The organism is Geobacillus sp. CAMR5420, from assembly GCF_000691465.1.
In the GTDB taxonomy this organism is placed as follows: Bacteria; Bacillota; Bacilli; order Bacillales; family Anoxybacillaceae; genus Geobacillus; species Geobacillus thermoleovorans.
This window is the reverse complement of sequence record NZ_JHUS01000050.1, coordinates 74,624-93,947: the sequence shown is the minus strand read 5'-3', so window position 1 is coordinate 93,947 and position 19,324 is coordinate 74,624. Positions and strand designations below refer to the sequence as shown.

Sequence of the window (19,324 nt, the reverse complement as noted above, 5' to 3'; positions counted from 1 at the left end):
GACCCGTTATCATGAAGATAATGGGATTTTTTTGTCGTGGTCCATGGAGGAGATAGGGGGAGAGAAGCGATGGACCCCGTCTTTGAACAGTTGTATGAAAAGTACCATCATGATTTGTTTAATTTTTTATTCTACATGGTGCGGAATCGAGAGCAGGCCGAAGATTTGGTTCAGGAAGTGTACGTCAGAGTGCTGCGCTCATACAAACGATTTAAAGGGCAGTGCAGCGAAAAAACGTGGCTGCTGTCCATTGCGCGCCATGTGGCCATTGATTTTTTCCGCAAGCAAAAACGCCGACGCCAATGGGCTGGTTCGGCGGAATGGAGCGAGGAACAAATCGGCGCCGACGAGCCGATTCCTGAGGAAATGGCGATTCAAAAAGAGGAGATTCAGCTTATGTACCGTGGTTTGGCGCGCTGCACGGTTGATCAGCGGCTTGTGCTCGTCCTTCGATTCATCCAGTCGCTGTCGATCGCGGAAACGGCGGAAGCGCTCGGCTGGACGGAAAGTAAAGTGAAAACAACGCAGCACCGCGCACTAAAGGTGCTCAAGCAATATATGGAGGAAGAGGCAAAACAGGAGGGGTGGCGGTGTGAAAAAGCTCAATTGGAATGAGCGATGCATTGAACATGGCCTTGAACAGTTGCCCGTCATCAAAGACCGGCGCACGAAAGAAGAAGTGTATGTCCGGCTGGTGCGCGCTCAGCGGATGGCGCGCTGGAAGCGGCGTTGGCTCCCAGCGGTTGCATCGGCGGCCGTGCTTGCATTGGCGGTTTATGCCGGTCCGCATTTTATCGTTCCAACACGTTCGGACAAAAACGAGGCTTCCTCATCCCCTGTTCAGACGCTAGAGGCGGATGGCGCTTCCTCTCACCCAAAAGCGATGATGGCCGCCAGCGAACCGGCGAATGCAGTGGTGATTGCCTTGCCCGATGAGCGAATCGGCCAAGTGGTGCCAGTGGTTGTTCCCCTTCCTGGCCGTTTTGCGCCGAAAGAACGGCTGTCCGCGGCGCTCGGTGAGCTTGCCCGTTCCCCGTTGCGTGAGGCGTCCGCGTGGCTCGACGGTGTGAAGATGGCCCCGGCGGCAGGCGATGGGCGCGTATGGGTTGTTCGCGTTCCAGCGAGCCATCGCGTGTTTGCCGCCAGCCATGAGGAACAGCGCCTCTTTTTCGACGCGGTCATGGAAACAGTGCGGCAGATGGGCGGGCGAAGCATCCGCTTTTTCACTGGGGAGGAGGAGGGGCTCGATTTGCCAGTGTTGGGTCGTCTAAAAACGACAAAAATCAATGAGCAGAAGCGAATGTATTATCAAAACCGCTCCTCCTCCTTCGGCTATCCGGTGCTCATCCCGGCGCTAGGCAGCGCCCGCTCGTTTCCTGAGGCGCTCAAGCAGATGAAAAAATCGACGATCCACGGGCTTGAGCCGGCCATTCCACCAGGGGTGGAAGTTGATTCGGTCGATGTCGATGCGCGCCATGCGACGGTCCGGCTTCATTTGTCCGCTCGACCAAGCGCGGAAGAAGCGGCGAGCATGGCGGAGGCCGTGCTGCTGACGGCGAAAGAGTTTGGGTTGCTTGACGTCACATTCGAATCGAGCGGGTTATCGACTCTTGGCCCGTATCCGCTTGGGAAGCCGATCAACGTGCCGGCCGGACCGAACGCCGCGTTGCTGGCAACCGGCCCGTAGCCGCCAGCGTGAGCTCTTAGCGGTTTTTTTTGTTAATGTCGACGCGAGGTCGTTCTATCGGCGTTCGTTTTGACATAAGACATATATGGTGCGACATAGGCAAGGAGGGATGGAAATGGGCGATGTGATGAGACGCCTCTTGGCGGTGGCTGGTGTGGCGGTATGCGTCGGACTGTTGTTTCTTGTCGGCGCCAACGGATGATTGGATGAATATTCGCAAAACGGTTGTCCTTTCTTGCGGTAATGCGTTATAATGAGAAAAACAGCAGGAGAGGAGAAACACCGATGTTGACCGATTATCATAACCATTTGGAACGAGGGGCGTTGACGCTTGATTATTTGCGCCAGTTCACGGATGCAGCAGTCAAAAAAGGCATCCAGCATTTCGGCATTTCCGAGCACGCGTACCATTTTTACCAAACGAAAAACATTTTGTCCAACCCGTGGGTCGACGCGCGCCGCTGCTACGATATGGACGATTATGTCCGGCTGTTCCACGAAGCGTGGGATGCGGGCCTCGATGTGAAAATGTCGATCGAAATGGATTATACGCCGGGCAAACACGAGGAAATGGCCGCCTTTATCCGCTCATACGAGTTTGACTATGTCATCGGTTCGATCCATTGGGTCGACGATTTCGGCATCGACTTAGCCGAATATCGCCACGAGTGGGAACGGCGCGATTTGTACGATACATACCGCAAATATTTCGATCAAGTCGTGACGCTCGCCGAGTCGAATTTGTTTGACATTATCGGCCACCTCGATTTGGTGAAAATTTTTAAATACGTCCCGGAAGATGAGGAATTTTTGCTTGAACAATACGATCGGGCGACAACAGCGCTCGCCAATTCGAAAACGTGCGTCGAAATCAGCACCGCCGGGCTGCGCAAGCCGGTTGGCGAACTGTATCCGGATCCGCGCCTGCTCCAAATGTGCTATGACAAAGGCATTCCGATTGTGTTGTCGTCCGACGCGCACGTGCCTGAGCATGTCGGCGCCGATTTTGACAAGGCGGTGGAACTCGCCCGCAGTGTCGGCTACACCGAGCTGATGACGTTCTCGAAAGGGGAGCGGAAGGCGGTGCCGCTCGGCTGAACGGAACTGACAAAACACGAGGGTGTCCCAAAAGGATCGGGACACCCTTTCTTAGTATGTAGGCGTAAAACAATCATGAAGAAACGATGCATTGTGTTTGGTTTAAGGAAAAACAACCTTTTGGGTCATGATCATCGCCTTTTCGCAAGAGGGAACTATACGATGCGAATGGCTGCTGTGGGGCTTGCTCGAACGAAAAACGCAGGCTCCTTTCTGGGAAGGCCTGCGTTTTTTGTATGATCTGCCCGCAGAAGCGGGTGGTTACGCTTCGAGCCGCTTCACCGTTTCGATGTCATCAATTTGCGCCAACGCCTGCAATACCTCATCATCAACCGGTTTGTCAAGCGATAAGATCATCATCGCCTTGCCCCCCGCTTCTTGGCGGCCGACTTGCATGGTGGCGATGTTGACATCGTGCGCCCCAAGCACGTTCCCGACTTTGCCGATCATCCCCGGCCGGTCTTGGTGCTGGATATACAGGAGATGGCCTTCCGGGGCAAAGTCGATGGCGACGCCGTCAAAATGGACGATGCGGTCGCCGTAGTTCGGCACGTGCGTCCCTTTGATGGTGAACGTTTTGTTTTCGCCATGGACGGTGAGCGAAATGCAGTTCGCATAGCCGTGCGTTTCATCGGAAAATTTTTCGCCGTATGTGATGCCGCGCTCTTTGGCGACCATGGCGGCGTTCACCTCGTTGACGGTTGAGGCGACGCGCGGCCGCAGGAAGCCGGCGAGCAGGCTGCGGGTGATGTACGTCGTCTCCAGATCAGCGACCGTGCCGGCGTAGGTGACCGACAGCTCTTGCACCGGGATGTTCATAAACTGCGATGCAATCAAGCCGAGCTTCCGGCCTAAATGATAGAATGCTTGAATTTTTTCATAGACGTCTTTCGACAACGCCGGCAAGTTGATCGATGAGGTGACGGGCCGCCCTTCAAAAAAGTGGAGCAGCTCTTCCGCGACTTGGGTGGCGACGTTCAGCTGCGCTTCGACGGTCGACGCCCCTAAATGCGGCGTGACGATCACATTGTCAAACGCTAAAAGCGGATGATCCCCTGGCGGCTCTTGTTCAAAGACGTCGAGGGCGACGCCGGCGACATGCCCGCTTTCCAAGAACGGGATGAGCGCCTGTTCGTCGATGATGCCGCCGCGGGCGCAGTTGATCAAATAGACGCCCTTTTTCGTTTTCGCCAAGTTTTCCGTGCCAAGCAACCCGCGCGTTTCTTTCGTGAGCGGCGTATGAACGGTGATGATGTCAGCCACGGCCAGCACTTCGTCAAGCGAGTGAATCGAGACGCCGAGTTTTTCGGCGCGTTCTTTCGTTAAAAATGGGTCGTACACGTGCACGCTCATGCCAAAGGCGCGCGCCCGTTTGGCGACTTCCGAGCCGATGCGGCCGAAGCCGATGATGCCCAATTTTTTGCCAAACAGCTCGTTGCCGACAAACGCCGAGCGGTTCCACTCCCTCGATTTGACGGAAATGTGCGCCTGCGGGATGCGTCGGACGAGGGCGGCCATCATGGCAAAGGTATGCTCAGCGGCCGAAATCGTATTGCCGTTTGGCGCGTTAATGACGACGATGCCGCGTTTCGTCGCTGCATCGACATCAATGTTGTCGACGCCCACCCCGGCGCGGCCGATAATTTTTAAGTTCGGCATTTTTTCCAATAGTTCTTCCGTCACTTTGGTGGCGCTGCGCACGAGCAAAGCGTCAAAGGTGTGCAATTCCTCTTCCGCTTCGGTTGTTTTCTTTTGCACGATGTCGATCTGCGCCGATGCGCAGAGCGGCGCCAAACCTTCTTCACTGATGGCGTCGGAAACGAGTACGCGAAACACAGTGGGTGCCCCTTTCTGTTTCAAGGATGTTAAATTTCTGATAATTTAACATGCGAAAGCGGTTTCTGTCAATGGGGGAAAAAGAAGTCATACCAATGAAAACGTTTTTTTGAGCAGGAATGTTCGGGGTTTGAAAAAGAAAAGCGCCCATATCAAACGACATGGGCAAAATTGTTCGGAAATAGAAAAACGGCGTCTGGTGAAATGAGATGTTGGACGGATTACTTGTTTTTCTGTTCGTTGTAGCGGGCGATGCATTCGTCGATCAATTTGGCGGCTGCTTCCGGCCCCTCCCATGTGCCGATTTCCGTCCGTTTCCCTTGCAAGTCTTTGTAGCGTTCAAAGAAGTGGGCGATTTCTTTCAGTTTGTGCTGCGGGAGGTCTTCAATCGATCTCACTTCGTCAAAGCGCGGATCTTCGACCGGAACGCCGATCAATTTCGCATCTTCTTCGCCGCTGTCGACCATGTTCAAATAGCCGATGACGCGCGTGTCGATGACGCAGCCCGGGAACGTCGGGTTTGTCGTGATGACCAAAATGTCGAGCGGGTCGCCATCCAGCGCCAACGTATTTTGCAAATAGCCGTATTCAGCCGGATAAAACATCGGTGAATATAAGACGCGGTCGAGCTTGAAAATGCCCCGTTCTTTGTCGAATTCGTATTTGTTTTGGCTCCCGGTTGGAATTTCGATAAACGCTTCGACAATTTTATTTTCGAATGCCATAACCCGTTCCTCCTTTGTTGGTTATGTATACATGAAAACTTGTCCACCCAGCAGGCGCGGCGGACAAGCCAATCTTATTGTAGCACGTTCGTTCAAGATGCGCCACTTGTGATTTCACGCTTGCATCAAAAAACCCTCTTGCCGGCAAGGCAAGAGGGGGAATGTCAGTCGAATTTATTCGGATCGCCGTCAAACGGCTCGTCAGCAACTTTGATCGATTCAGTCGGACAGCCTTCGAAGGCGTCCATCATATCGTCAATCAAAATCTCCGGCACTTCGACGATGCCTTGGTTGTCATCAAGGGTGACGTAGGCAATGCCGTCCTCGTCGTAGTCGTAAATGTCGGGAGCGGCGGCGCCGCAAGCTCCGCAGGCGATGCAAGTCTCTTTATCCACAATCGTATACTTTGGCATAAAAATCGAACCTCCCCAAGTTTATTGGAAACGGACGGGCCATCTCCGTGTTGCCTGCTCGGAAATGAACTTTTCACTTTTAATAATAAGACCGTACGGCCGGCTTTTCAACAAAAAAATCGCTCTCTTGTATTTTTACACATATGCATCTTATTTAGTTTTGTTATCATATGGCGGAACTGTCAACCGATCGATTTTTCTGCCGACCGGTTGGGCGATTTTTGCTACAATAGAGGCGAGGGAGGAACGCAGGATGCGGCATGGCTATGCCTCATTTTTGCTCGCCCATTGCTTGCGCCGCTTCAACGGCGAACGGACGCTGGCGGCGGTGTATCATTTATTTTCGGGAAAAAAATCGGCGCAGACGCTCCAAGACAGCAAATGGTTTCAGCTTGAGCCGCTGTTTGGCACATGGAAGAATGTGACGATGGCGGTGCTCGAGGAAGCGGCAATGGCGCTTGTCGAACAGCGACTCGCTTTATCCGCGAAACAGCGGACATACACGTTGACCGCGGCAGGGGAAGAATGGCTTGCCGAGCAAGCAGCGCTTTTCCCCCGCCATCTGAACGGCTGGCGCTATCATGAGGCGGAACCGCTGTTTTGGCAGCGTCTTTCCTTGATCGGGCAGACATTGTCAAACCTCGTCTATGGGCGGCGTTTTGCACCGATTTGCCGCGACGAGCGGACGCTTCAATGGGTGAAGCAATATTTGCTTGCAAAAGGATCGAGCCAGATGTTGGCCGAGACGCTGTATCAAGAGCTCATCCGGCTGCTTGAAGCGGTTTCGGAAGAGGCGGCGGTGATCTTTACGCTGCGTTTGACGAGCGCGGTCCGCATCGGCTGGACGATGGAGCAAATCGCGGCCTATTTGCAAAAGGACGCGCTCTACGTGCAGTTTCAATTCCGCAACGTGCTTCATTACATCATGGCGGAAGCTGAGGCTGGACGCGTTCCGATGATGGCCGAATTGATGAGCGGACTGACGCCGGCGGTGCTGACACAATCGGCGCAAAAAACGTACGAATGGCTGCGGAAAGGAAAAACGATAGAAGATATTTCCAAGATTCGCCGCTTGAAGCGAAGCACGATTGAGGATCACGTTGTCGAAATCGCTGCCAATGTGTCCGGTTTTTCGATCGCCCCGTTTGTCGACGATGAAAAGGCGGCGGCCATTCGAGCGGCGGCGCAGGCGCTTAGGACGAGGAAATTGAAAGAGATTCGCGAGGCGCTTGATGGCAAAGTCAGCTATTTCGAAATTCGGCTCGTGTTGGCAAAGGAAGTGGGACGTTGGACGAGTTGACGAAAACGCTGCGCATGAAGTTCGGACATGCTTCATTCCGCCCGGGTCAGCGGGAAGTGGCGGAAGATGTGCTTGCTGGGCGCGACGTGCTGGCGATGCTGCCGACCGGAAGCGGCAAGTCGCTTTGCTATCAGCTGCCAGCGTATTTGCTTCAAGGCAGTGTGCTGATCGTTTCGCCGCTTGTGTCGCTCATGGAGGACCAAGTCGAGCAGTTGCGCCGGCGCGGGGAAAAGCGAGTGATTGCTTTTCACAGCCTGCTTGATGCCGAAGAAAAATGGCAGGCGCTCGCTTCGCTTGCGGAGTTTCGCTTTATTTACGCGTCGCCGGAGATGCTGCAGTCGGCAAAATTTTTAACGGCGCTTCGGCGCGTATGCATTTCGCTTTTTGTCGTCGATGAAGCGCACTGCATTTCTCAATGGGGATATGACTTTCGCCCGGACTTTTTAAAGCTTGGGGAGATCCGGCGCGCGCTCGGGGCCCCGCCGTGTTTGGCGTTGACGGCGACGGCGCCGCCCGAGGTGCAGGAGGATATTATTCGCACGCTCGGGATGGATGGCGCCCGCCGCCATATTCATTCCGTCGATCGTCCGAACATCGCCTTGTGCGTGGAGCATTGTTCATCAACGGAGGACAAAGCGGCGCGCTTGGCCGATTATGCCAAGCGTCTCGAAGGCCCGGGAATCATTTATTTTTCGAGCCGTCAATGGGCGGAAGAGATGGCGCGCCGGCTCGAACAGTGCGGCGCGGGGCGGGTCGCCTATTACCATGCCGGCATGGACGGGGAGCAACGGCTGCTCGTGCAGCAGCAATTTGTCTACGGTCAGCTTGACATCGTATGTTGTACAAGCGCATTCGGCATGGGCGTGAACAAAGAAAACGTCCGATTTGTGCTTCATTTTCATATGCCGGCCCAGCTCGAGGCGTACGTGCAGGAAATCGGGCGCGCGGGGCGCGACGGAGCGCCAAGCCTTGCTGTGTTATTTTATGCGGACGGCGACCGGGCCATGGCCCAGGCGGTGGCGGAGGCCGAGCTGTTAAGTCCGCGCGAGCTGCGTGAGTGGTGTTGGCGGCTGCCGGAAGGAGCCGGATGGGAAGCGGCGATGGCGACGCTCGAGGCTGCCGGATTCACCGACGTACAAAAGCGGCTGTTGGCGTATTTTTTAGAACGGGAACAACGGGCGATGCCTGGTTGGCTGACAGCGGAGGCGAAAGAGCGGCTGTACGGCAGGATGGCAGCCGCCATCGAGGCGCGGCGGCGTTGGAAGCGGAAAAAACTGCAGGAAATGGATGAATGGGTGCACTTGTCTTCGTGTCGGCGTCAAGCGCTTGTCCGCGCGTTTGGCGAGGAGCTGACGGATCAGCAGAATGTCTGCTGCGATCGCTGCGGGCTTTCGCTTGACGGCTATGAACGAGCCGTCCGCCGTCCGGAGGAGGCGCCGGTTCGCCATTGGCGCGAGGAGTTGTGGGACATGCTTTTTGGCGGGGGGCGGACGAATGAAACGGCAAAGTGAACAAATCCGGCAGATGACAGAGCGCGAGCTGCTTTTTCATCTTTATGTAACGCAAGGGTTGCTGCTTCTTGCCGCCGGCGGCTGTTCGCTCTTTTTGTTCGATTGGGCGGAGTGGCGCCGGCTTTGGCGGTTCGATCTCACCGATGTGCTGCTATACGGAGCGGGCGGGGCGGCGCTCGTGCTGGCGGTCGATTTTTTGGCCATGCGCTATTTGCCGGATGATTGGCATGACGACGGCGGGGTGAACGAAAAAATATTCCGCGGCCGCTCGATTCCGCATCTCTTTTTTTTATGTGCGCTCATCGCTGTGACGGAAGAATGGCTGTTTCGCGGTGTTGTGCAGACGCATTGGGGGCTTGGAGCGGCAAGCGTCATTTTTGCTGTGCTGCATGTGCGCTATTTGGAAAAATGGTTTTTGTTTCTGATGGTTGTGCTCATCAGTTTGTTTCTCGGTGCGCTTTACGAACAGACCGGGAGTTTATGGGTGACGGTTGTCGCCCACTTTTTGATCGATGTGGTGCTCGCTTTGCATATTCGGTTGCAGCGGGAGGAAGGGGTGAAGCGATGAAAGGAACACAGGAGCGCCGAGCTGGGCGGCGCTTGCGGATCGATGAGAGCGCGCCGTCCTCGCGCATCAAACGGCGGAGGGAAAAAGAAGAACAAAAGCGAAAATACGTCCCGGCCCGCCTGCTCGTGTTCTTGTTTTTGGCGTTGCCGGCAGTCGTGCTGGCCATCCACCATGTCCAATCGAAGTCCGACACGGTCACAGTCGTTCGTCATGAAGATCAAAGCGGCCGCGAGACGGTGCGCATTATTCAAGACGACGAAGTCAAGAGGACAGAACAGGCGGCCAAATCGAAGCAGAAGAGCGCCGCCGACCGAGGAAGCGTCGGCGGCCGGGAAAAGAAGACCGATGATGAACAAGGAAAAATCATCACCCATGTCGTCGCAGCCAATGAGACGCTCTACAGCATCGCCATGAAATATTACGGCACGCCTGATGCGATCGATCTCATTAAAAAGGAAAACGGCTTGTCGACGGGCCGCCTTCAGCCAGGGCAAACGCTGCGCATTCCGCTTGACGAAAACCATTGAGCGAAACAAAGCATTGTCTGCCGCTCCCCTTTCTTTGTTCTAATGCTGCCTTCTGCGGCATATGATGGACAATAAAAACAGGACAAGGGGGAGAGGAGATGGTCCATTTTCCAGATGAATTTCCCCTCGATGAAGTGGCGAAGGAAATGTTGATGGCCGTCATCGAAAAAAAGAAAAAATGGGAGCGGCTCGAAAAGCGGACGTTGCTCTTGCAGGCGGCCGCGTTTTCCGGTTTGGCCGTTTTCCTGCTTTATCTTTTGGCCAAGGCGGCGGCTTTCGGGACGTGGGGAGAGCGGATCGCCTGGTTTTTCGCTGCGCCTGCCCATGTGTTGATTCTGCTTCTTTTAAGCACCGTTTATTGGGCAGCCGTCTACTACAAAGGAAAAAGCGAAAAGGCGGAAGACGATTTTCACGCCCTCCGCTGTGAGATCATTCAAAAAAGCATCGATTTATGGCAGGACCAAGAACAGTGGAACGGGCGCCATCGGCTGTTTGAATGGATGAAGCGGGAGTATGGCATCAATCTTTATTATGAACAAAGTTGAGCGGGGGTTCCGCTCAGCTGCTGGCTTAGAAAACCTTTTTATGGTTGCGCTCCTCTTTTAAAATTTCCACCGCTTCACGGAACCGTTGGGCATGGATGATTTCCCGCTCGCGCAAAAAGCGGAGTCCGTCGTTTAAATCCGGGTCGTCGCTCATATTGATGATCCACTGATATGTCGCGCGCGCTTTTTCTTCGGCCGCGATGTCCTCATACAAGTCGGTGATCGGGTCGCCTTTCGCTTGGATGTACGTCGCCGTGAATGGAACGCCGGCGGCGTTATGGTAAAAGAGGGCGCGCTCATGGTCGACGTAATGCGGCTCCAGCCCGGCTTCTTTTAGCTGCTCAGGCGTCGCGTCTTTCGTCAGTTTGTACACCATCGTTGCGATCATTTCAAGGTGGGCGAGTTCTTCCGTACCGATGTCGTTTAGCAGCCCGATGACTTTCGGCGGCAGCGTATAGCGCTGGTTTAAGTAGCGGAGCGCCGCTGCCAGCTCCCCGTCTGCCCCGCCGTATTGCTCGATCAAATATTTTGCCAGCCGCGGATTGCACGTGCTGACGCGGACCGGGTATTGCAATTTTTTTTCATAAATCCACATGATCCGTTCCCCCCTTGCGTTCGTGATGGATCGGCTACACTTGCCAAGGCCATGGCGTGTCGTCCCAGTTCCACGGGTAGTTGGAATAGCTATGGCCAAACTGTTCAAGCGGACCATAGGCGGCTTCAAATTGTTTTTTCAGCTGTTTCCGTTTTTTGGCGAGTTGGTTAAATTGTTGAATCGCTTGATAGTCGGTCGGATGGGTGTCCAAGTAGAGTGTCAGTTCGACGAGGGCAAAGTCGACGGCTTGCAGCTCTTCAAGCTGTTCATAATACTCCTTTGGCATTTGTTTCATGAGCCATCACCTTTTGTCTTTGTTTCGTAAGGGCTGTAGTACGGATCGTAAAACACTTGCCAAAGCGTCCCTTTCATCAACGCTTCACGAAGAGGGAATTGCGGCAAGTTGGGCGGCTGGAATCCGACGTATAAGTTTGGTGCGGTGACGTATGTTTTCACGCGGATCGGCGGGCATGGGTCAAACGGGCTTGTATACGGCTCATATTGTTTGCGCGTTGTAAACATGAAACCCCTCCTTTTTTGGCAAAGTTCAGTCTATATTATGATAGAGCAGTACCGTTCATGCCTGTTTGTCATGGCGAATCATGGCAATAATAAGGAGGAAAAAATGGGCCGCCTATGGATGATCGCCTTTGTCGCTGTCTTGTGCACGTATTTGTTTTTTCGCTGGCTGCCGCCCCTTGAGCCGTTTTCCCCAAACTTGTTTTTGACGCAGCTGTTGTTTTCCCCGTTTCGAACATGGCTTGCTTTTGCTTGTTTTTTGCTCGGCGTCGCTGCCAACGGGGCGCTTCTTAGCATCGCTGTAACCGGGACGGTGCGTTTATTGTCCGGCCGGCGGCTCCGCTTAGGCCAATGGTTGCTCAGCTTGGCGGCGCTCGGCCATTTTTATTGGGCGTTTCAGTTCCATTGGCGGCTGGCGGCGCTTTTTTTCGTTTTTTCCTTTTTTTATGGTATGATGACGTTGAGAAGCCGCCAGACGATGCCGCATCGCTGGCCATGACAGGAGGAAGTATGCTGATCGGGGAGCAACCGAGAAAAAATGCTTGTCTAAAACGGGGAAAACGATGTAAACTCATTAATAACAACAAACGAACCAATTGCCGCTTGCGTCATACAATAACGGTAAGAGATGGCTCTGTAGGTAAGGAGGGGTGCCGATGCGTCTTGAGCGCTTGACCCACAACAAAATCAAAATTTTCCTGACGTTTGACGATTTGCTGGACCGCGGGTTGACGAAAGACGATTTATGGAAAGATACGTTTAAAGTCCATCAGCTGTTCCGCGATATGATCGAGGAAGCAAGCGAAGAGCTCGGTTTTGAAGTGAACGGATCGATCGCGGTCGAAGTGTACTCTTTACCGGCGCAGGGCATGGTCGTTATCGTTACGAACGAAGGCGACTACGACGACATGGAAGAAGAATTCGCCGACGATTATATCGAAATGCAAGTAACGCTCGATGAGAGCGATGACATATTTTACGAATTCCAAACGTTTGAAGATGTCATCCAGCTCGCTCATCGCCTGCATGCGGTCGGCTGCCTCGACGGCACGCTTTATTCCTATCAAGGCCGCTTTTACTTGCATGTTCCCGAAGAGCCCCCAATTCCGCTCGACAACTTTGTCGCCTTGCTGGCCGAGTTTGGCAACCCGGCTACGATAACGATACATCGTGTGCAAGAATATGGGAAGCGGCTGATTGAACGCCGCGCGATCGAACAGCTCGTTCGTTATTTCCGCGCCAATTAAAGGTATAGAAAGGCTCCTTGAAATGGACAAGGAGTCTATTTTTTTGCGCCAACTGTTCGACGCCGCTTCGCCATTTTTCCTTTGCATCCGGCCACAGAAGGTGTATACTATGACATGAAAGGCGACAAATTATTATAGCGAGCTTATAGGAGGTTTACGTATGGCAGCCGATAAGCATACGGAAGAGAAAGAACAACAATACGACGTGCTGGCGTCGACACAAATTGTTATACATAGAGCGTTGGAAAAGCTCGGCTACCCGGAAGAAGTGTATGAGCTGTTAAAAGAGCCGATCCGCGTGTTGACAGTCCGCATTCCGGTGCGCATGGACGACGGGTCGGTGAAAATTTTTACCGGCTACCGCGCGCAGCATAACGATGCGGTCGGTCCGACGAAAGGCGGCGTGCGTTTCCATCCTGATGTGACGGAACGAGAAGTGAAAGCGCTGTCGATTTGGATGAGCTTAAAGTGCGGCATCGTTGACTTGCCATACGGCGGCGGCAAAGGCGGCATCGTCTGCGACCCGCGCACGATGTCGTTCCGCGAGCTCGAGCGGCTAAGCCGCGGCTACGTGCGCGCCATCAGCCAAATCGTCGGACCGACAAAAGACATTCCGGCGCCGGATGTGTTTACGAACTCGCAAATTATGGCGTGGATGATGGATGAGTACAGCCGAATTCGCGAGTTTGATTCGCCAGGGTTTATCACCGGGAAGCCGCTTGTCCTCGGCGGTTCGCACGGCCGGGAAACAGCGACGGCCAAAGGAGTGACCATTTGCATCCGCGAGGCGGCGAAAAAACGCGGCTTGTCGCTCAAGGGAGCGCGCGTCGTCGTTCAAGGGTTCGGCAACGCCGGCAGCTATTTGGCCAAATTTATGCACGACGCCGGGGCGAAAGTCGTCGGCATTTCCGATGTGTACGGCGCGCTGTACGACCCGAACGGGCTCGACATCGACTATTTGCTTGAACGGCGCGACAGCTTTGGCACGGTGACGAAGCTGTTTAAAAATACGATTTCGAATCAAGAGCTGCTTGAGCTCGATTGCGATATTTTGGTGCCGGCGGCCATCGAAAACCAAATTACGGCCGAAAACGCTCCGCGCATTAAGGCGAGCATCGTCGTCGAGGCGGCGAACGGGCCGACGACGCTTGAGGCGACGGAAATTTTGACGCAGCGCGGCATTTTGCTCGTTCCGGACGTGCTTGCAAGCGCTGGGGGCGTGACTGTGTCGTACTTCGAATGGGTGCAAAACAACCAAGGTTACTATTGGACGGAAGAAGAAGTGGAACAGCGGCTTGAAAAAGTGATGGTCAAAGCGTTCAACAACGTGTATGAAATGGCGCAGACGCGCCGCGTCGACATGCGCCTTGCCGCCTACATGGTCGGCGTCCGCAAAATGGCGGAAGCGTGCCGGTTCCGCGGCTGGGTGTGAGGCGAGCAAGCGCCGATGTTTGCAAGCTTTGGTGAAATCCCCTATCATAAGATAGGGGATTTTTTGCTTCATGCGAGGTGGCAAAAACGATGAAAGAGGAGAAAATCATTATTGTCGGCGGCGGTCCGTGCGGGCTGGCGGCGGCGATTGCTTTGCAAGACGCCGGATTTTCGCCGCTGGTGATCGAGAAAGGAAACATCGTCCATTCGATTTACCGTTTTCCGACGCATCAGACGTTTTTCAGCACGAGCGACCGGCTCGAGATCGGAGGGGTGCCGTTTATTACGGAAAACCGGAAGCCGACGAGAAACCAGGCGCTTGCGTATTATCGTGAAGTCGTTGTCCGCAAACAGCTTCGCATCAATACGTTCGAAGAAGTGAAAGCTATTAAGCGCCAGGAAGACGGGACGTTTCTCGTTGAAACCTCAAAAGCGCTATATCGGGCCCGATACGTGGTCGTGGCCACCGGCTATTACGACCATCCAAACTATATGAACGTGCCGGGGGAAGAGCTGCCGAAAGTGATGCATTACTTTAAAGAAGCGCATCCGTACTTCAACACCGACTGCGTTGTCATCGGCGGCAAAAACTCGAGCGTCGACGCGGCGATGGAGCTCGTCAAAGCTGGGGCGCGCGTGACGGTCCTCTACCGGGGCGGGGAATATTCCAAAAGCATTAAGCCGTGGATTTTGCCGGAATTTGATGCCCTTGTGAAAAAAGGCGTCATTCGCATGGAGTTTCATGCCCATGTGAAAGAGATCACGGAAGATGCGGTCATTTACGAAGTGAACGGGGAGACGAAAACGATCAAAAATGATTTCGTGTTCGCCATGACCGGCTACCATCCGGATCATCGCTTCTTGATGAACATCGGGGTGCAGATCGACCCGGAAAGCGGCCGGCCGCATTATGATTCAGAGACGATGGAAACAAACGTGCCGGGGGTGTTTATCGCCGGGGTGATCGCCGCTGGCAACGATGCGAATGAAATTTTTATCGAAAACGGCCGCTTCCATGGAGACGCTATTGCCGCCTGCATCGCCAAGCGCGAACGGGAGGGGTCGGCCAAGCAGCTGCAGTAGCGCTTCTTGGCCAATACATCGACTGGGCATATGACGGCATGCCCTCCTCGAACAATGAACGCCTTGCGGGCAAATGACATTTGCCCGCCGGCGTTCTTGTTCGAGGGAAGAGGCAGAAAAGCGTGTGTTCAGCCATACCATTCTTTGTTTTTTAGTAAAATAATGGATAATCAACATTCGTGTAATGATGCTAAAGCGAGAAAGCGAGGGTGGCTTGCGTGACGAAACGGAAAGTGGTGCTCCTGACAACCGGCGGCACGATTGCGAGCAAGCGAAACGAACGCTCCGGCCGCCTGCGGGCCGGGGCGCTAAGCGGTGAAGAACTTGCGGCGATGTGCCATTTGCCGAAAGAAATTGAAATCATCGTGGAAAGCGTATTTCAATTGCCAAGCATGCATTTGACGTTTTCGCATTGGCTTGAGCTGAAAAAACGGATTGAGGCGCATTTCACCGATCCATCCGTTGATGGCATCGTCGTCACTCACGGAACCGATGCGCTCGAAGAAACGGCCTATTTCCTTGATTTGACGATCGATGACCCGCGGACGATCGTCGTCACCGGTTCGCAGCGGGCGCCGTCTGATTTGGGCAGCGATGTGTACATCAACATCCGCCATGCCATTTACGCCGCGTGCGCCGAGTCGTTGCGTGGGGCGGGGGCGGTCGTTGTGTTCAATGAACGCATTTTTGCCGCGAAATACGTGAAAAAAGAACACGCCTCGAACATTCAAGGATTCAACGCTTTCGGCTTCGGCTATTTAGGCATCATTGACAACGATGAGGTGTGCGTGTACCAAAAGCCGATCCGACGCGAATATTACAAGCTTGTGCGCCCGCTTCCGCCGGTGGACATTGTGAAATGCTACTTGGAGGCGGACGGCAAGTTCATTAAAGCGGCTCGAGAAAGCGGCGTCGCTGGCATTGTGCTCGAAGGGGTCGGCCGCGGGCAAGTGGCGCCAAAAATGGTCGATGAAATCGTCAAAGCCATCGAAGCGGGGATCAAAGTCGTTGTGACGACGAGCGCCGAGGAAGGGGCGGTGTATACAACGTACGATTACCCCGGCAGCGCCTACGATTTGCATAAGAAAGGGGTTATTCTTGGCAGCGACTACGATGCGAAAAAGGCGCGCATCAAGCTCGCTGTCGCTCTTGCTGCCGACGCCGCCGTTGATGGCTTGTTCGCTTATTAGGCAACAAGCGGCCCAGCAATTCCTCTTTTTTTCTCCCCTGTTTCGTGGTACGATGAAGTTAAAAATGCCAAAGAAACGGGGATCGAGGATGTTTTCGTTGATTTCCGCCGGCGTCGCCCCCGGGGTGGCGCTGCTTAGTTATTTTTATTTAAAGGACGAGTATGAGGCTGAGCCGCTTTCGTTTGTGTTGCGCATGTTTTTGTTCGGCGTCTTGCTTGTGTTTCCGATCATGTTCATCCAATACGTGCTGGCGGCAGAAGGGATCGTCGCGTCGCCGGCCGCCGAGGCGTTTCTTTCCGCTGCGCTCCTTGAGGAGTTTGTCAAATGGTTTGTCGTTTATTTTTTTGTGTATGACCACGACGAATTTGACGAGCCGTATGACGGCATTGTGTACAGCGCCAGCGTCTCGCTTGGGTTCGCGACGCTGGAAAACATTTTGTACTTGTTGGCCAACGGAGTGGAGACGGCCATTGCCCGGGCGCTTTTGCCGGTGTCCAGTCATGCGCTCTTTTCCGTCATCATGGGGTTTTATTTCGGCAAGGCGAAGTTTGCCGTAAAAAAGCGCCGCTATTATTTATGGGCGTCGTTTTTGTTGCCGTTTTTCCTTCATGGCGTCTATGACTGGCTGTTGCTCGCCAAAGAGCGATGGGGCTATTACATGGGGTTGTTTATGCTCGCCTTATGGTGGGCGGCGTTGCGCAAAGTAAAACAAGCGAAAGGATACGCCCGCCCTCAAGCGGTGCCGCCTGTGAAAAGCCAAGCGTAAAAGCTTTGGCTTTTTCTTTTTTTCGCATAAAAAAGGGAAACGGAAGGAAAATAGGGGTAAAAACGGTGAGTGTTGACGGGAGGTTCACATATGGCAAGAAAATGGGTTCTATTCATCGCATTGGCTGTTTGGACGTGCATTTACCCATCAGGCCATGCTTTCGCGTTTTCCCCGCAAGTGATTCAGCGTGGAGCAGTTGGCGATGATGTCATTGAACTGCAGGCGCGGCTGCAATACCTTGGGTTTTACAACGGCAAAATTGACGGCGTGTTTGGCTGGCGAACGTATTGGGCGCTGCGCAATTTCCAATACGAATACGGCTTGCCGGTCGATGGACTAGCCGGATCGGAGACGAAACGGAAGCTTGTGAACGCTTCAAAATATTACGAGCAGTTTGTGAAAGAGCAAATCCGCCAAGGAAACGATTTCACCCATTACGGCGGCATTCCGCTCAGCCAGCAGGTGAAAAAACGCGGCGGAGGATCGTCGCGGGCAGCGAAAACGACGGCGTCGAACGTGCCGAAAGGGTTTTCGCAAAACGATATTCGGCTGATGGCAAACGCCGTTTACGGGGAAGCGCGCGGGGAGCCGTACATCGGACAAGTGGCGGTTGCCGCCGTTATTTTAAATCGGCTGGAGCATCCGTCGTTTCCGGATACGGTCGCCGGGGTGATCTTTCAGCCAGGCGCGTTTACCGCGGTCGCCGATGGGCAAATTTGGCTGACGCCGAATGAAACGGCGAAAAAAGCGGTGCTTGATGCGATCAACGGCTGGGACCCAACCGGCGGAGCGATTTACTACTTTAACCCAGCCACGGCGACGAGCGCTTGGATTTGGAGCCGCCCGCAAATCAAGCGGATTGGAAACCATATTTTTTGCAAATAAAAGGAGGGAGACGAGATGGTGCGAAACTTACTGATTGCAGCGCTTGTCGTCGCTGTCGTCGGCACTGGTTACTGGGGCTACCGGGAGCATCAGGAAAAAAACGCGATCTTAATTCATGCGGAAAACAATTACCAGCGCGCGTTCCACGATTTGGCCTACCAGATCGATTTGCTGCATGACAAGCTTGGAGCGACGCTGGCGATGAATTCGCACGCCTCATTGTCGCCGGCGCTCGCCGAAGTGTGGAAAATCGCATCTGAAGCCCATTCCGATGTCGGCCAACTGCCGCTGTCGCTTTTGCCGTTTAACAAGACGCAAGAGTTTTTATCGAAAATCGGCGAGTTCAGCTACCGGACGGCCGTGCGCGATTTGGAAAAAGAGCCGTTGACCGAAGAAGAGCACAAGACGCTCGAGGCGCTGTACAAAAGCGCCGGCGCGATCCGCCAAGAATTGCGCAACGTGCAGCATTTAGTGCTGGAAAACAATTTGCGCTGGATGGACGTCGAACTGGCGCTGGCGACGAACGACGAGAAAGGCGACAACATCATTATTGACGGCTTAAAAGCGGTGGAGAAAAATGTTGATACATTCTCAAGTTCGTCCGAGTTCGGCCCGTCGTTCATCGGCCTCGCCAACGAGGAAAAAGGCTTTGTCCGCGCGAAAGGGCGCCCGATTTCCAAAGACGAGGCGAAACGGATCGCCCGCGAGTTTCTCGGCTTAAAAGGAACAGAGAAAATCAAGGTGACGGACAGCGGCAATGGGGCGGATGAGCGTTTTTACAGTTTAACGATTCACGATCCGAAAACAAAGGGCGACATTTATATGGATGTGACGAAAAACGGCGGATATCCGATTTGGGCGTTAAACAGCCGGCCAATCGGCAAGCCGAAGATCAGCTTGCATGAGGCGGCCAACCGTGGGATGGCGTTTTTGCGACGGCATCAATTCACCGGCTTTGAGTTGTACGACAGCACGCAATACGATAATGTCGCCGTGCTGACGTTTGTCAAAAGCGAAAACGGCGTCCGCATTTACCCGGAAGCGATCCAAATGAAAGTGGCGCTTGACAACGGCCATGTCGTCGGCTTTACGGCGCGCGACTATTTGTCATCGTCCATTCCGCGTCCGTTGCCCAAACCGACGCTCACCGTCGAGGCGGCGAAGAAAAAGTTAAACCCACATTTGAAAGTGATGGAAGAGCGCCAGGCGGTCATTATGAACGATTTGCAAAAACCGGTGCTTTGCTATGAGTTTTTAGGAACGCTTGGCGATGAAACGTATCAACTGTTCATTAACGCCGCAACCGGCCTTGAAGAAAAAGTCGAGAAGCTCGAAAGCGTGGAGCCGAATTACAGATGAAAACAAGGGAGGAAAAGCTGGCGCTGTCGGCTTTTCCTC

General features: G+C 53.9%; 22 protein-coding genes. 16 read left to right on the top strand and 6 right to left on the bottom strand.

The genetic code is table 11. From position 1 onward, the window contains the following. Positions 1 to 69: 69 nt before the first annotated feature. The 3 genes from sigX to DI44_RS05740 all read left to right on the top strand — a co-directional run bounded on the left by sigX (position 70) and on the right by DI44_RS05740 (position 2,785). Positions 70 to 615: an RNA polymerase sigma factor SigX gene (gene sigX, locus DI44_RS05730; RefSeq protein WP_033025749.1), complete on the top strand. Its 546-nt coding sequence runs from the start codon at positions 70 to 72 to the stop codon at positions 613 to 615. Further along, positions 593 to 1,687 (top strand): GerMN domain-containing protein, encoded by a 1,095-nt coding sequence (locus DI44_RS05735; protein WP_033025748.1) that lies wholly within the window; start codon positions 593 to 595, stop codon positions 1,685 to 1,687. The genes sigX and DI44_RS05735 overlap by 23 nt, the downstream gene beginning before the upstream one ends. A 285-nt stretch (positions 1,688 to 1,972) precedes the next feature. Next, positions 1,973 to 2,785: a histidinol-phosphatase gene (locus DI44_RS05740; protein ID WP_011231732.1), complete on the top strand. Its 813-nt coding sequence runs from the start codon at positions 1,973 to 1,975 to the stop codon at positions 2,783 to 2,785. Positions 2,786 to 3,046: 261 nt separating this feature from the next. Here DI44_RS05740 and serA read toward each other — a convergent pair whose 3' ends face one another. The 3 genes from serA to DI44_RS05755 form a co-directional block, all read right to left on the bottom strand. Continuing rightward, complete coding sequence (gene serA, locus DI44_RS05745) at positions 3,047 to 4,621, bottom strand: phosphoglycerate dehydrogenase (protein ID WP_012820732.1); 1,575 nt, start codon at positions 4,619 to 4,621, stop codon at positions 3,047 to 3,049. A 221-nt stretch (positions 4,622 to 4,842) separates the two neighbouring features. Next, on the bottom strand, positions 4,843 to 5,346 hold the full coding sequence (locus tag DI44_RS05750; protein WP_011231730.1) for an inorganic diphosphatase: 504 nt from the start codon (positions 5,344 to 5,346) through the stop codon (positions 4,843 to 4,845). A gap of 164 nt (positions 5,347 to 5,510) precedes the next feature. Continuing rightward, the gene (locus DI44_RS05755) at positions 5,511 to 5,759 is read right to left on the bottom strand and encodes a ferredoxin (RefSeq protein WP_011231729.1); all 249 of its coding nucleotides are present in this window, start codon (positions 5,757 to 5,759) and stop codon (positions 5,511 to 5,513) included. A 253-nt stretch (positions 5,760 to 6,012) separates the two neighbouring features. On the opposite strand from DI44_RS05755, the gene DI44_RS05760 reads away from it, so the two are divergent. The 5 genes from DI44_RS05760 (at position 6,013) to DI44_RS05780 (ending at position 10,210) form a co-directional block, all read left to right on the top strand. Continuing rightward, positions 6,013 to 7,059, top strand: a complete 1,047-nt coding sequence (locus tag DI44_RS05760) for a helix-turn-helix domain-containing protein (RefSeq protein ID WP_025039222.1) — start codon at positions 6,013 to 6,015, stop codon at positions 7,057 to 7,059. After that, positions 7,047 to 8,570 (top strand): ATP-dependent DNA helicase RecQ, encoded by a 1,524-nt coding sequence (locus DI44_RS05765; protein WP_014196219.1) that lies wholly within the window; start codon positions 7,047 to 7,049, stop codon positions 8,568 to 8,570. Before DI44_RS05760 ends, DI44_RS05765 begins: the two co-directional genes overlap by 13 nt. Then, on the top strand, positions 8,554 to 9,138 hold the full coding sequence (locus DI44_RS05770; RefSeq protein WP_011231726.1) for a CPBP family intramembrane glutamic endopeptidase: 585 nt from the start codon (positions 8,554 to 8,556) through the stop codon (positions 9,136 to 9,138). Before DI44_RS05765 ends, DI44_RS05770 begins: the two co-directional genes overlap by 17 nt. Further along, positions 9,135 to 9,665, top strand: coding sequence for a LysM peptidoglycan-binding domain-containing protein (locus tag DI44_RS05775; protein WP_011231725.1), 531 nt, complete (start codon positions 9,135 to 9,137; stop codon positions 9,663 to 9,665). Before DI44_RS05770 ends, DI44_RS05775 begins: the two co-directional genes overlap by 4 nt. Before the next feature lie 98 nt (positions 9,666 to 9,763). Next, positions 9,764 to 10,210, top strand: coding sequence for a YpbF family protein (locus DI44_RS05780; protein ID WP_011231724.1), 447 nt, complete (start codon positions 9,764 to 9,766; stop codon positions 10,208 to 10,210). Positions 10,211 to 10,235: 25 nt separating this feature from the next. Here the strand turns inward: DI44_RS05780 and DI44_RS05785 are convergent, their stop codons facing one another. From DI44_RS05785 to DI44_RS05795, 3 genes are read right to left on the bottom strand one after another with little or no spacing between them, the layout of a single operon-like run. After that, entirely contained in the window at positions 10,236 to 10,805 is a 570-nt protein-coding gene (locus DI44_RS05785; RefSeq protein WP_011231723.1) for a manganese catalase family protein, read from the bottom strand. Positions 10,806 to 10,839: 34 nt separating this feature from the next. Further along, positions 10,840 to 11,100 (bottom strand): spore coat protein CotJB, encoded by a 261-nt coding sequence (locus DI44_RS05790; protein ID WP_014196218.1) that lies wholly within the window; start codon positions 11,098 to 11,100, stop codon positions 10,840 to 10,842. Next, positions 11,097 to 11,327, bottom strand: coding sequence for a spore coat associated protein CotJA (locus DI44_RS05795; RefSeq protein ID WP_014196217.1), 231 nt, complete (start codon positions 11,325 to 11,327; stop codon positions 11,097 to 11,099). The genes DI44_RS05790 and DI44_RS05795 overlap by 4 nt, the downstream gene beginning before the upstream one ends. Positions 11,328 to 11,430: 103 nt before the next feature. Between DI44_RS05795 and DI44_RS05800 the strand changes: the two genes are divergently transcribed. The 8 genes from DI44_RS05800 (at position 11,431) to ypeB (ending at position 19,285) form a co-directional block, all read left to right on the top strand. Next, positions 11,431 to 11,823, top strand: coding sequence for a hypothetical protein (locus tag DI44_RS05800; protein ID WP_014196216.1), 393 nt, complete (start codon positions 11,431 to 11,433; stop codon positions 11,821 to 11,823). A gap of 157 nt (positions 11,824 to 11,980) precedes the next feature. Beyond that, on the top strand, positions 11,981 to 12,571 hold the full coding sequence (locus DI44_RS05805) for a genetic competence negative regulator (RefSeq protein ID WP_011231720.1): 591 nt from the start codon (positions 11,981 to 11,983) through the stop codon (positions 12,569 to 12,571). A gap of 160 nt (positions 12,572 to 12,731) precedes the next feature. Further along, positions 12,732 to 14,003, top strand: coding sequence for a Glu/Leu/Phe/Val dehydrogenase (locus DI44_RS05810; protein ID WP_011231719.1), 1,272 nt, complete (start codon positions 12,732 to 12,734; stop codon positions 14,001 to 14,003). 89 nt (positions 14,004 to 14,092) lie between these two features. Beyond that, positions 14,093 to 15,085 carry a YpdA family putative bacillithiol disulfide reductase gene (locus DI44_RS05815; protein WP_014196215.1) on the top strand — a complete coding sequence of 331 codons (993 nt, stop codon included), beginning with the start codon at positions 14,093 to 14,095 and terminating at the stop codon, positions 15,083 to 15,085. Between the two features lie 218 nt (positions 15,086 to 15,303). Continuing rightward, complete coding sequence (locus DI44_RS05820; protein ID WP_014196214.1) at positions 15,304 to 16,275, top strand: asparaginase; 972 nt, start codon at positions 15,304 to 15,306, stop codon at positions 16,273 to 16,275. Positions 16,276 to 16,363: 88 nt separating this feature from the next. Beyond that, positions 16,364 to 17,041 carry a glutamic-type intramembrane protease PrsW gene (prsW, locus tag DI44_RS05825; protein WP_012820744.1) on the top strand — a complete coding sequence of 226 codons (678 nt, stop codon included), beginning with the start codon at positions 16,364 to 16,366 and terminating at the stop codon, positions 17,039 to 17,041. Positions 17,042 to 17,131: 90 nt separating this feature from the next. Further along, positions 17,132 to 17,926, top strand: coding sequence for a spore cortex-lytic enzyme (gene sleB / locus DI44_RS05830; protein ID WP_011231715.1), 795 nt, complete (start codon positions 17,132 to 17,134; stop codon positions 17,924 to 17,926). A gap of 15 nt (positions 17,927 to 17,941) precedes the next feature. Next, positions 17,942 to 19,285 carry a germination protein YpeB gene (gene ypeB / locus DI44_RS05835; RefSeq protein WP_014196213.1) on the top strand — a complete coding sequence of 448 codons (1,344 nt, stop codon included), beginning with the start codon at positions 17,942 to 17,944 and terminating at the stop codon, positions 19,283 to 19,285. Positions 19,286 to 19,324 lie beyond the last annotated feature (39 nt).